Annotated in this window: 13 protein-coding genes and 1 tRNA gene; 13 read left to right on the top strand and 1 reads right to left on the bottom strand. The window is 65.5% G+C overall.

The features are described from left to right. The first annotated feature begins 74 nt into the window (after positions 1-74). The 11 genes from tsf (at position 75) to rpmE (ending at position 10,695) form a co-directional block, all read left to right on the top strand. Entirely contained in the window at positions 75-1,001 is a 927-nt protein-coding gene (tsf, locus tag IE113_RS03725) for a translation elongation factor Ts (RefSeq protein ID WP_189539094.1), read from the top strand. Between the two features lie 178 nt (positions 1,002-1,179). Next, complete coding sequence (pyrH, locus tag IE113_RS03720; RefSeq protein WP_189539093.1) at positions 1,180-1,902, top strand: UMP kinase; 723 nt, start codon at positions 1,180-1,182, stop codon at positions 1,900-1,902. A gap of 3 nt (positions 1,903-1,905) precedes the next feature. After that, positions 1,906-2,463, top strand: a complete 558-nt coding sequence (gene frr, locus IE113_RS03715; protein WP_189539092.1) for a ribosome recycling factor — start codon at positions 1,906-1,908, stop codon at positions 2,461-2,463. A gap of 31 nt (positions 2,464-2,494) precedes the next feature. Beyond that, complete coding sequence (gene uppS / locus IE113_RS03710; protein WP_189539091.1) at positions 2,495-3,181, top strand: polyprenyl diphosphate synthase; 687 nt, start codon at positions 2,495-2,497, stop codon at positions 3,179-3,181. Further along, positions 3,168-3,932, top strand: a complete 765-nt coding sequence (locus IE113_RS03705) for a phosphatidate cytidylyltransferase (protein WP_189539090.1) — start codon at positions 3,168-3,170, stop codon at positions 3,930-3,932. The genes uppS and IE113_RS03705 overlap by 14 nt, the downstream gene beginning before the upstream one ends. A 5-nt stretch (positions 3,933-3,937) precedes the next feature. Then, positions 3,938-5,089 carry a 1-deoxy-D-xylulose-5-phosphate reductoisomerase gene (locus tag IE113_RS03700; RefSeq protein ID WP_189539089.1) on the top strand — a complete coding sequence of 384 codons (1,152 nt, stop codon included), beginning with the start codon at positions 3,938-3,940 and terminating at the stop codon, positions 5,087-5,089. 1 nt (position 5,090) lies between these two features. Continuing rightward, positions 5,091-6,206 (top strand): RIP metalloprotease RseP, encoded by a 1,116-nt coding sequence (rseP, locus tag IE113_RS03695; protein ID WP_308430037.1) that lies wholly within the window; start codon positions 5,091-5,093, stop codon positions 6,204-6,206. A 177-nt stretch (positions 6,207-6,383) separates the two neighbouring features. After that, positions 6,384-9,086: an outer membrane protein assembly factor BamA gene (gene bamA / locus IE113_RS03690; protein ID WP_189539088.1), complete on the top strand. Its 2,703-nt coding sequence runs from the start codon at positions 6,384-6,386 to the stop codon at positions 9,084-9,086. Continuing rightward, positions 9,086-9,868 carry an OmpH family outer membrane protein gene (locus IE113_RS03685; protein ID WP_189539087.1) on the top strand — a complete coding sequence of 261 codons (783 nt, stop codon included), beginning with the start codon at positions 9,086-9,088 and terminating at the stop codon, positions 9,866-9,868. The genes bamA and IE113_RS03685 overlap by 1 nt, the downstream gene beginning before the upstream one ends. 21 nt (positions 9,869-9,889) lie before the next feature. After that, complete coding sequence (gene fabZ / locus IE113_RS03680; protein ID WP_189539086.1) at positions 9,890-10,375, top strand: 3-hydroxyacyl-ACP dehydratase FabZ; 486 nt, start codon at positions 9,890-9,892, stop codon at positions 10,373-10,375. A gap of 95 nt (positions 10,376-10,470) precedes the next feature. Beyond that, entirely contained in the window at positions 10,471-10,695 is a 225-nt protein-coding gene (gene rpmE, locus IE113_RS03675; protein WP_189539085.1) for a 50S ribosomal protein L31, read from the top strand. A gap of 87 nt (positions 10,696-10,782) precedes the next feature. On the opposite strand, the gene IE113_RS03670 is transcribed toward rpmE, so the two are convergent. Continuing rightward, complete coding sequence (locus IE113_RS03670) at positions 10,783-11,295, bottom strand: PilZ domain-containing protein (protein WP_189539084.1); 513 nt, start codon at positions 11,293-11,295, stop codon at positions 10,783-10,785. Positions 11,296-11,398: 103 nt separating this feature from the next. Between IE113_RS03670 and IE113_RS03665 the strand changes: the two genes are divergently transcribed. Both IE113_RS03665 and ccmC read left to right on the top strand, forming a co-directional pair. Next, a tRNA-His gene (locus IE113_RS03665) sits at positions 11,399-11,475 on the top strand. A 171-nt stretch (positions 11,476-11,646) separates the two neighbouring features. Further along, positions 11,647-12,378, top strand: coding sequence for a heme ABC transporter permease CcmC (ccmC, locus tag IE113_RS03660; RefSeq protein ID WP_189539083.1), 732 nt, complete (start codon positions 11,647-11,649; stop codon positions 12,376-12,378). The last annotated feature ends 74 nt before the right edge of the window (positions 12,379-12,452 follow it).

Here is a 12,452-nt window from a genome sequence, read left to right as displayed (position 1 = left end):
TGCCGTCACAAACGCGTAACGCGCCGGGTCCACGGGCCTGGCGCGTCACACCTTACAGAAAAAGGATCATCGCAATGGCCTACACCGCCACTGACGTGAAGAACCTGCGCGAGCGCACCGGCGCCGGCATGATGGATTGCAAGAAGGCGCTGGACGAAACCGGCGGCGATTTCGAAGCCGCCGTGGACGCCCTGCGCGCCAAGGGTCTGGCCGCTGTCGCCAAGAAGTCCAGCCGCACCGCCGCCGAAGGGCTGGTTGGCGTGGCCGTTTCGGGCACTCGCGGCGTTGCCGTCGAAGTGAACTCGGAAACGGACTTCGTTGCCAAGAACGAACAGTTCCAGGATTTCGTCCGCAAGACCACCGAAGTCGCGCTGGGCGCCGCCTCGGACGACGTCGAAGCGCTCAAGGGCGCTGCCTATCCGGATGGCGGCACCGTGGCCGACAAGCTGACCAGCAACGTTGCCACCATTGGTGAAAACCAGCAGGTCCGCCGCATGAAGACCGTTTCGGTCAGCAGCGGCCTGGTCGTGCCCTACATGCACAACGCCGCCGCGCCGAACCTCGGCAAGATCGGCGTGCTGGTCGCGCTCGAATCCGAAGCTGGCGCTGACGTGCTGGAGCCGCTGGGCAAGCAGATGGCGATGCACATCGCCGCTGCCTTCCCGCTGGCGCTGACCGCCGAAGATCTCGATGCCGAACTGATCGCCCGCGAACGCAAGATCGCGGCTGAAAAGGCGGCGGAATCGGGCAAGCCCGCCGAAGTGCAGGCCAAGATGGTCGACGGCGCCGTGGCCAAGTATGCCAAGGAAAACGCGCTGCTCAGCCAGCTGTTCGTGATGGACAACAAGACCCCGGTCGCCCAGGTCGTCGAAGCGGCCGGCAAAGCTGCCGGTACCAAGATCGTCCTGAAGGACTACGTCCGCTTCCAGCTGGGCGAAGGCATCGAAAAGGCCGAAACCGATTTCGCGGCAGAAGTCGCGGCGGCTGCCGGTCTGAACTGATTGGCCTGATCCTCTCCGCAATGGAGGGGGGACGCTTCAGGGATAAGGGGCGCGGGGCGAGAGCTTCGCGCCCTTTTCTCATGAATTTCCGGTGCAGTTCTTGGCCCGGCCATACTTGGCATTGCCGGGGCATCGGTATAAGGCCCCACAAACCCTTGCGAGAGCGATCACAAACCCCATGAGCCTGCCTCCCTTCAAGCGCGTCCTGCTGAAACTGTCCGGAGAAGTCCTGATGGGCGGCCAGCAGTTCGGGATCGACCCGGAATTCGTCGCGGAACTGGCGAAGGAAGTGAAGGCGGCGAAGGACAGCGGGCTGGAAATCTGCCTTGTGATCGGCGGCGGCAACATCTTTCGCGGGATGGCCGGCGCGGCCAAGGGGATGGACCGCGCGCAGGCCGACTACATGGGCATGCTCGCCACGGTGATGAACGCGCTGGCGATGCAGAACGCGCTGGAACAGCTCGGCGTGCCGACCCGCGTGCAGTCCGCGATCGAGATGGACAAGGTCTGCGAGCCGGTGATCCGCCGCCGCGCCGAGCGCCATCTGGAAAAGGGCCGTGTGGTGATCTTTGCCGCCGGCGTGGGTGCGCCCTACTTCACGACTGACAGCGGCGCGGCGCTGCGCGCGGCGGAAATGCGCTGCGATGCTCTGCTCAAGGGCACCAGCGTCGACGGGGTCTATGACAGCGATCCCAAGACCAATCCGGCCGCGATCCGTTACGATACAGTCGATTACGACACAGTGCTCGCCCAGAACCTGAAGGTGATGGATGCCAGCGCGGTGGCGCTGTGCCGCGACAATTCGATTCCCATCGTCGTTTTCTCCATCCGCGAGCAGGGCAACTTGGCCCGTGTGCTGCGGGGCGAGGGGACGCAGACCATTGTGACAAAAGGAAACTGAGCCATGGCCAAGTACGACAAGGCCGATCTGGAACGCCGCATGAAGGGCGCGGTGGAATCGCTGAAGGGCGATCTGGCCGGGCTGCGCACCGGGCGCGCGAACACCGCGCTGCTCGATCCAATCGTGGTGGAAGTGTACGGCGCGCACATGCCGCTGAACCAAGTGGCGACCGTGTCCGCGCCGGAACCGCGGCTGCTGTCGGTGCAGGTGTGGGACAAGTCGAACGTGACCCCGGTGGAAAAGGCGATCCGCTCCGCCGGGCTGGGGCTGAACCCGATCAACGACGGCAACAACATCCGTCTGCCGATCCCCGACCTGACCGAGGAACGCCGCAAGGAACTGGCCAAGCTGGCCAGCAAGTATGCCGAAAACGCCCGCATCGCGATCCGCAACGTGCGCCGCGACGGGATGGAAGCGCTGAAGGCGGACGAGGCCAAGAAGGAAATCTCGGAAGACGATCGCAAGCGCTGCGAAACCGAAGTCCAGAAGATGACCGACGAGCAGATCAAGGCCTGTGACGAGGCGGCGGCGGCCAAGGAAAAGGAAATCCTGGGCAAGTGAGGCCTGCGGGCCGCCTTTCCCAGTTGGCGTCATGACCAGTCCGGCTCCGCTCGCGCGCCATGTCGCGATCATCATGGATGGCAACGGGCGCTGGGCCAAGCAGCGCCACCTGCCGCGCGTGGTGGGCCATCAGCGGGGCGTGGAGGCCGTGCGCGAACTGGTCCGCGCGGCGCGGGAAATGGGGCTGGAGGCGCTGACGCTCTATGCCTTCAGCACCGAGAACTGGCGGCGGCCAGAGGATGAAGTCTCGGCGCTGATGGGGCTGTTGCGGCGCTACATCATCGCCGACCTCGATGAATTCGTGGCCAACAACGTCAAGCTGCGGATCATCGGCAACTATCAGGCCCTCGCGCCCGATCTGGTCGCGCTGATCGAGGATGCGCTGGGCAAGACTGCCCACAATGACGGCACCACGCTGGTCATCGCGCTGAATTATGGCGCGCAGGATGAAATCGCCCGTGCCGCTGCAAAAGCGGCTGCCAAGGGGCCGATCACGCCCGAATCCATCGAGGCAGAGCTGGACACGGCGGGCCTGCCGCCGCTTGACCTGATGATCCGCACTTCGGGCGAAGTGCGGCTGTCGAATTTCCTGCTGTGGCAGGCGGCCTATGCCGAAATGTGGTTCACCGACGTGCTGTGGCCCGATTTCAAGCCGGCCCACCTGGCCGAGGCGCTGGCGCAGTTTGCCAACCGGGAGCGGCGCTATGGCGGACGCTGACGTGAAGAAGTCCGACTTGCCGGTGCGCGCCGCATCCGCCGTGGTGATGATCGCGGTGGCGGGGACGGCGCTGGGGCTGGGCGGGGCGGTCTGGGCCGGGTTCGTGGCACTGGTCGCGCTCGGCACGTTCTGGGAATTTGCCACGCTGGCCAAGGCCTTTGCGGCAACCGGCACGCGGCTGGCGGCATGGCTGCTGGGCGGGTTCATCTATGTCGGGATGGCGGCGCTGGTGCTGTTCGGCCTGCGGCTGGGCGATTATGGCGTGGCGACGGTGCTGGTGGTGGTGCTGGCGGTGATCGGCACCGATATTGGCGCCTACTTTGCCGGGCGCACTTTTGGCGGGCCGAAGATCGCGCCCGCGATCAGCCCGTCCAAGACCTGGACCGGCTTGGCTGGCGGGATGCTGGGCGCGGGCGGGGGTATGGCGCTGGCCTATTGGCTCAGCTGGAAATTCGCGGACGTGCTGGGGCCGGACGACATCGCGGTGACGACGGTGAACGGCGTGACGGTCAGTTCGGCCGCGCCGGAACTGCTGATCCCGTGGCGGCTGATCATCCTGGCGGGCCCCGCCGTGGCGGTGATCGCGCAGGCGGGCGACTTCTTTGAAAGCTGGATGAAGCGCCGTGCGGGCGTGAAGGATTCGGGGCGGCTGATCCCCGGCCACGGCGGGTTGTTCGACCGGGTCGATGGCCTGCTGGCGGTGCTGTTCGCACTGGCGCTGGTATCGATCCTGGGCCGGACCGGGGGCTGAGGCCGATGCGCACGATCTCGGTCCTTGGGGCAACCGGCTCCATCGGCGCATCGACGCTCGACCTGATCCGGCGCGCGCCGCAGGACTGGCGGGTCGTGGCGCTGACGGCCAATGGTAATGCCGCAGACCTTGCCCGGCTGGCCCGCGAATTTGGCGCGGAAATCGCGGTCGTGGCAGACGAGGCCAGCCTGCCCGCGCTGCGCGAGGCGCTGGCCGGAACCGGCATCGCGGCGGCAGGCGGGGCGGCGGCGCTGGTCGAGGCGGCAGCGCGCGGGGCGGACGTGACCGTGGCGGCAATTGTCGGCTGCGCGGGCCTTGCCCCGGCGATGGCCGCGATCGAGTGCGGCAAGACCGTCGCGTTGGCCAACAAGGAGGCGCTGGTTTCCGCCGGGGACGTGATGATGCAGGCGGTGGAGCGCCACGGCGCCACGCTGCTGCCGGTCGATTCCGAACACAACGCGATCTTCCAGTGTCTGCAGGGCAACGATCTGGCCGATGTGCGCTGGATTACCCTGACGGCCAGCGGCGGTCCGTTCCGCGACTGGTCGCTGGATCAGCTGCACGCCGCCACCCCCGCGCAGGCGATCAAGCATCCCAACTGGGATATGGGTGCGAAGATCAGCGTCGATAGCGCGACGATGTTCAACAAGGGCCTTGAACTGATCGAGGCCTGGCACTTGTTCCCGGTCGGGCTGGAGCGGCTGCGGATCATCGTCCATCCGCAATCGGTCATCCATTCGATGGTGGAATACCGTGACGGATCGACGCTGGCGCAGCTTGGCCCGTCCGACATGCGCGTGCCGATCGCCTCGACGCTGGCCTGGCCCGCACGGATGGACACGCCGTGTGCGCCGCTGGACCTTGCCGCGATTGGCGAGCTGACCTTCCGAGCGCCCGATGAAGTGCGCTTTCCTGCCACGCGCCTGGCGCGGCAGGCGGCAGAGGCGGGCGGGGCCGCCCCCGCGGTGCTCAATGCCGCGAATGAAGTGGCCGTGGCCGCGTTCCTCGCCGGTCAGATCGGGTTCACCAGGATCCCCGTAGTGGTGGAACGGATGCTGGAGCAGCTTGCCCTGCCGGCGCCCCTGACGCTCGACGCGGTGATCGCGGCCGATGCGCAGGCGCGGGTGCGGGCGCGCGAATTGCTGGAGACGCTGTAACTTGGACAATTCCCCGTCGGTGCTGATGATGATGGGCGCGTTCCTGCTGGTGCTGGGGCCGCTGGTGGTGCTGCACGAGCTGGGCCACTACCTGGTCGGCCGCCTGTTCGGCGTGCGGGCAGAGGCGTTCGCGGTCGGCTTTGGCAAGGAACTGGCCGGGTGGACCGACAAGCGCGGCACCCGCTGGAAACTCTGCGCCTTGCCGCTGGGCGGCTATGTCCAGTTCGCGGGCGACATGAACGCGGCCTCGGTGCCCGATCCGGCGCTGGCCGATGCCAGCCGCGAGGAACTGCGCGGCACCTTCCAGGGCGCGAAGCTGTGGCAACGCAGCCTGATCGTGCTGGCCGGGCCGCTGATGAACCTGTTTGTCGCGGTGGCGATCTTCGCCGCGTTCAACCTCGCTTACGGCGTGCCCACGGCCAGCCCCGAAGTGGGCGGATTTTCCGACAACTCGCCCGCGAAAGTTGCGGGGCTGAAAGAGGGCGACCGGATCGTTGCCATCGATGGCGACCGGATCGAGACGTTCTTCGACATTGCCGAGCGGGTGACGCTCAATCCCGGCAAGACGGTGACGGTGACGTATCAGCGTGGCGGCATCGAAACCTCGGTGCCGATCACGCTGCTGACCGATGTGCAGCATGACCAGTTCGGCAACGAATTGCGGCGCGGGCTGCTCGGCGTGCGGTCTGCAGGCATGAAGTTCGAGGACGTCGGGCCGGTCGGCGCGGTCACGGCCGGGTTCGACCAGTCGCTGGGGATCGTGCGGACGATGGTGGAGGGCCTGCGCCAGATCATCACCGGCGAACGCTCGGTCGAGGAGCTGGGCGGACCTATCAAGATTGCCAAGTATTCGGGCGAGCGGCTGTCGCTCGGCTGGCTGGAATTCGTGTCCTTCGCGGCGCTGATTTCAATTAACTTGGCATTCATCAACCTCCTGCCAATCCCGACGCTCGACGGTGGGCACCTGGTTTTCTACGCCGCGGAAGCAGTCCGCCGTAAACCGCTGGGTGCGCGCAGTCAGGAACGGGCGTTCCGCACCGGACTGGCCTTCGTGCTGGGACTGATGCTGTTCGTGACTTTGAACGACCTCGCCTCGTTGCCGATTTTCGGCAAGTAGGCGGGACTGGATGGGAAATTAACTGCGGACGGTTTGGCCAACCCTGCTTGATTGGCGGTGACGCATCGGGCAGAGGGCGGCGACGTGTCTGCAGTGCGCTTGGCGCCCCGCACGGGGGTGGGCGGCAGGCGAAATGCACAATTGACGGGAACAGCCGTGCCGAAAGACCAACGCCCTATGGACTGCACTGCCAACTTCCGCCTGACCGCGGCCTTGCTGGGTACGACCATCCTGGCCGGCCTGCCCGCTGCGGCGCTGGCCCAGACCGGTGCGGCGCCTGCGCCCGCCGCTGCCCCCGCCGAAGCGCCCGCCGTGGTGGAAACGATCACCTCGATCAGCGTGATCGGCTCGCAGCGGCTGGAGCCGGATACGATCCGCTCCTACATCAAGCTGCGGCTGGGCCAGCCCTATACCCAGGTCGCCGCCGACATGGCGCTGAAGGACCTGTTCGCAACCGAGCTGTTCTCTGACGTTCAGATCAGCAACAACAGCGGCGCGGTGACCATTCAGGTCAAGGAAAACCCGGTGGTCAACCGGATCATCCTGGAAGGGAACAAGCGCCTGAAGGAGGAGAAGATCCTCCCCGAAATCAAGCTGTCCCCGCGCCAGATCTTTACCCGCTCCAAGGTCCGCGCGGATGTGGCCCGCATCATCGAGCTGTACAAGCGCCAGGGCCGGTTCGCCGCGCTGGTCGAACCGAAGATGGTCCAGCTCGACCAGAACCGCGTCGATATCGTCTATGAAATCAGCGAAGGCCCCAAGTCCAAGGTCCGCAAGATCAACATCATCGGGAACGAGAATTTCGACGATGGCGATCTGAAGGATGAAATGGTCACCAAGGAAACCGGGCTGACCCGCATCTTCAGCTCCGGCACCAGCTATGACCCGGACCGGATGGCGTTCGACCAGCAGAAGCTGCGCCAGTTCTACCTGACGCAGGGCTATGCCGATTTCCGCATCGTGTCGGCCGTGGCCGAGCTGACGCCGGACAAGAAGGACTTCATCCTGACCTACGTGGTCGAGGAAGGGCAGCGCTACAAGTTCGCCGACGTCAAGGTGGAAAGCCAGCTGCGCGATTTCGACGGCGAAGTGCTGGCTCGCCAGCTGCCGATGAAGAAGGGTGACTGGTACAACGCCAAGCTGGTCGAGGACACGATCGACAAGCTGAACGAAACCGCCGGCACTTTCGGTTACGCCTTCGCCGATGTCCGTCCCAGCTACGACCGTAGTAAGGACGACCTGACGATGGGGATTACCTTCCAGATCGCCGAAGCACCGCGCGTCTATGTCGAGAAGATCGACGTCAACGGCAACACGCTCACCCAGGACAAGGTGGTGCGCCGCGAATTCCGTTTGGCCGAAGGCGATGCGTTCAACTCGCTGCAGGTTAAGCGGTCGACCAACCGCATCAACTCGCTCGGCTATTTCCAGGAAAAGTTCGAAGTCGAGCAGAAGAGCGGTAGCGCTCCCGACCGGATCGTGCTGGAAGCCAACGTCGAGGAAAAGCCGACCGGCGAACTTCAGCTCTCGGCCGGCTATTCCAGCCTTGAAAAGCTGATCTTCCAGGGCTCGATCCAGCAGCGCAACTTCCGGGGGCGCGGGCAGACCATCGGCCTCTCGCTGTCGTATTCGAACTATTCGAAGAGCGCCGAAGTCAGCTTCACCGAACCCTATGTGTTCGATCGCAACATCTCGCTCGGCGTCAACGTCTATCGGCGTGACTACAACTCGTTCAACTACCTGAACAATTCGCGCAACACGACCTACAAGCAGGCGACCACCGGCTTCCAGGTCCGCGCGGGCATTCCGCTGACCGAATATATCTCGGCGGTGGGTAGCTATACGTTCAACATCGACGACATCTCGCTCGACAAGAGCCAGTTCTTCACCAACCGCGTCAACCCGACCCTCAATGAATGCGATCCGCTGCTGGCGGGCCGCTATCTCTGCGAGGCGCTGGGCAAGCGGACCAGCTCGATCCTGGGCATGTCGCTGATCTATGACACGCTCGACAACCGCATGCGCCCCTCGCGCGGGCGGGCGGCGTCGGTCACGGCGGAATTCGCCGGGCTGGGCGGGTCGGTGAAGTATGCCCGCCTGCGCGCCAATGCCTCGCAGTACTGGCCGCTGGGCAAGGGCTTCATCTTCTCGATCCGCGGCGAAGCCGGCGCGATCAAGTCGCTGGAAAACCGGGGCGGCGCGGCGACGGGCATCGACGATGTGCGTCTGACCGACCGGTTCTACCTGGGCGAGCCGGAAATGCGCGGCTTCGACATTCGCGGCGTCGGCCCGCGCGTGATCCGTCAGCCGATCGTCGATGACGGTGCGGGCAACCCCGTGGTCATCACCGACCGCAACCAGGTGGTCGATGACGCGCTGGGCGGCAAGTACTACTACCTGACGCACTTCGAGCTGGAAATTCCGCTCGGCTCGGGTGCGCGCGAAATGGGTCTGCGCCCGTCGGTGTTCATGGATATCGGTTCGGTCTGGGGCGTGCGCAAGCCGCTGCTGCAGTCCAGCCCGTTCCCGAACGGCATCTTCATCCCGTCGCGCGATACGGCCGGCAATCCGCTCTATCTGCAGATCGATGCGGTCGACGCCAGCTGCAACGCCACTTCGACGTCGCAGGTGACCAGCCCGACCAACCCCAATCCGCCTTCGTGCCTGACCGGCAACGCCAACACCGCGCTGGGCAGCAGCGTTTCGCCGTTCCAGGAAGTGTTCGTGGGCGATTCGATCAAGCCGCGCATTTCCGTCGGCGTCGGCGTGAACTGGAACTCGCCGTTCGGGCCGTTCCGCATCGACTTTGCCAAGGTGCTGATGAAGCGGCCGGGCGACGACACCAAGAGCTTTACCTTTAACGTAGGAACCCAATTCTGATGACCAAGTTCAGCAAGCCGGCGCTGGTCGCCAGCCTCCTTATCGCCGCCGCCACCGCGCAGCCGGCGCTCGCCGCCAAGGACAAGAAGAAGGGCGACGAAGCCGCCCCCGCCGCTGCCGCCGGTCCGGTGGCCGTGCAGGGTATCGCCGTGGCCAGCCTGGACGCCGCGATTGCCAACTCGGACGCTTTCCGCGTGGCCGAACAGCAGCGCCCGGTGACCTACAAGCCGAACTTCGACGGCGCGAACGCGCGCGGTCAGGCGCTGGAAAACCAGCTGAAGCCGCTGGTCGACAAGTTCGAGGCCGATCGCCGCGCCGCCAAGCCGAACGTGCCTGCGCTGCAGCAGCAGGCCAAGGTGATCCAGGAGATCCAGGAACGCGGCAAGCAGGAAATCCAGCAGCAGCTGATGCCGGTGGCGCTGTCGGAAGCCTATGTCGCCGAACAGATCGAAGCCAAGCTGGATCAGGCCGTGCAGCAGGCGATGACCAAGGCGAAGGTTTCGCTGCTGCTGCAGCCCAACGCCGTGATCGCCCGCTCGGTCAGCTATGACCTGACCGACGAAATCGTGGCTGAACTCAACGTGCTGATCCCCAGCGCGCAGCTGGTTCCGCCGGCTGGGTGGGAACCGCGCCAGGTGCGCGAAGCCCGCGCCCAGCAGGCTGCCCAGGCTGCTGCGGCACAGGGCGGTGCGGCTCCGGCTGCCGCCGCGCCTGCCGCTGGCACTCCGGCTCCGGCCCCGCGTCCGGTGACCCCGGCCGGTCCGCAGCCCGAAGGCCGCTAAGCGAAATCGTTGGGGGCAGCGATGAGCGAGACGACCCAAGGTGAAAGCGCGGCGGCTGCGGCCGCCGTGCTGGACTATGACATCCGCAAGATCCTGAACGCGCTGCCGCACCGGTATCCACTGTTGCTGGTGGACCGGGTGAAGGCGCTGGAAGTGGGCGAGAAGATCCACGCGGTGAAGGCGGTGACCTTCAACGAACAGTTCTTCCAGGGCCACTTTCCGGGCCGCCCGATCATGCCGGGGGTCTTGCAGATCGAGGCGCTGGCCCAGACGGCGGCGATCCTGGCGATTGAATCGCTGGACCTCGCCGGGTCGGGCAAGCTGGTCTATTTCATGTCGATCGACGAGGCGAAGTTCCGCGCTCCGGTGGAACCTGGCGTGCTGCTCGACCTGGAAGTTGGCTTCGTGCAGAAGCGCGCACGGGTCTGCAAGTTCTGGGGCAAGGCCTCGATCGAGGGCAAGGTGACCTGCGACGTGCAGTTCACCGCCATGATCGCGGACGCCTGATCGCAGCGAAAGCTGGACAAATCCCGGCGGCGCGGTTATGCGCGCCGCTTCCTTTTCAGGCCGGTCGGAACCGGCCCTAGCGAAAGAGTTGAACGATGAAGGCCGATATCCATCCCGATTACCACATGATCAAGGTGCAGATGACCGACGGCACCGTGTTCGAAACCCGCTCCACCTGGGGCAAGGAAGGCGACACGCTGGCGCTGGAAATCGACCCGGCGTCGCACCCGGCATGGACCGGCGGCACCCGTCAGGTTGACCAGGGTGGCCGCGTTGCCCAGTTCAACAAGCGCTTTGGTGGCCTCACGCTCAAGAAGTGAGCGGCGGCAACCTGCCACAATGCAAAAGGGCGGCCGTTTGGCCGCCCTTTTTCGTTTTGCATAGCGGCGGCTGCCAGATCGGCCGCGTCAGAACTGCGCGGCCAGCAGCTCCGCATCGGCGTAGGGCAGCGGGCGCAGGAACTCGACTCCGCACGAACCGTCGCGCACCCAGCGCACGATCGCCTGGGTGGAAATGTCCTCGCTCAGCGTGAGCGTCACGAACGAGCCGAGCCGCAGCCATGCCGCATCGCTGATGATGTTGCACCCGAAGGCCGAAAAGTCATGCAGCCCGGCCTGGGTCCGGTCGCCATGCGAGGAACGGACGGCCACCTCGCCGCGGGCGGGGCGCCGCGACGCTTTGCGGGTCAGGGGGCGGGTGGTTTCGGCAAGTCTTTGTTGTTGTTTTGTTTTGGCTGGCATTTTCTTGGCGACTCGTTGGGTGTCTCTCCGCAAGGGGTAACGCGGGATGGTTAAGGATTCGCCAGTGGCGGCGCGTCCGCGCAAAAGAATCTCAACCATGATTTCGCGCCGCGTCGACTCGGCCTTAACCGGGTCGAAATCAGCCGCCGGCATCTTTGCCGCGCAATTTTCGCTTCCCATTCCGCGCGGCCTGTGCAAAGGGCCGCGCCTGCACGGAACGCGGCTTGCCGCCGGTCCGCTGCACGGCCAGCGATGCGGATCGCATCCGGCCTTTCAGAATGTGGCGACCGTAGCTCAGCTGGTTAGAGCGCCGGTTTGTGGTACCGGAGGTCGTGGGTTCGAACCCCATCGGTCGCCCCATTCCTGAACTGCCAAATCTCCTGCACATCGCCATGCGTCCCGCCGGGTCTGCGGTGCCGTTCGTGGCGTTTGCCGATTGCCGATGCCGGTTTGCAGATGTGGCCCGCGCAATTGCCTTGCTCCGGCTCGCAAGCAATGCCAAAGGGCGCGGGAACTCGCTTGATGGCTCCCATGCACGCCTTCGCAAATCCTGCCCGTTTTCTTCGCCTGGCCCGGCCGCTGACCGCTCCGCTGTTGATCGTGGGCGGCTTGCTGGTGGCCGCATCGCTGTGGTGGGGTCTGGTCCATGCCCCGGCCGAGCGCCTGCAGGGCGATTCCGTGCGAATCCTGTTCATCCACGTCCCCGCCGCCTGGCTGGGCATGGGCGGATGGACGGCGATTGCGGTGGCCAGCTTTGTCGAACTGGTGTGGCGGCATCCGCTGGCCGGGATCGGCGCGCGCGCTGCTGCCGTGCCGGGGGCGTTCTTCGCGCTGCTCTGCCTGGTGACCGGTTCGATCTGGGGGCGTCCGGCATGGGGCACCTGGTGGGTATGGGACGGGCGCCTGACCAGCATGCTGGTGCTGTTCTTCCTCTATCTGTCCTACCTCGCGCTGGCGGACGCGGCGAGCAAGGATGGCGACGGGCAGTCGCGCATCCCGGCGATCTTCGGGTTGGTCGGTGCGGTTAACATCCCGATCATTCATTATTCGGTGCTGTGGTGGAACAGCCTGCACCAACCCCCCAGCATCACGCTGGGCAAGTCTGAAATGGCGCCCGAGTTTCTCTGGACGCTGCTGGCCGCAACGGTCGGCTTCTCGCTGCTGTTCGGCGGTGTGGTTCTGGCCCGGATGCGGATGATCCTGGCCGACAACCAGGCCGAGGCCCGTCTGCGCCGCCGCGCGATGGAGGCCGCCGATGCGTGAGGGGCTGGACCATTGGCCATTCGTTTTCGCGGCCTATGCGATGGGCGTGATCGGCACCTTGGGGCTGGTTGCGT

It is taken from the genome of Novosphingobium arvoryzae (genome assembly GCF_014652615.1).
GTDB classification, from domain to species: Bacteria; Pseudomonadota; Alphaproteobacteria; order Sphingomonadales; family Sphingomonadaceae; genus Novosphingobium; species Novosphingobium arvoryzae.
The sequence above is the reverse complement of the archived record's forward strand: the minus strand, read 5'-3'. Positions and strand labels throughout refer to the sequence as shown.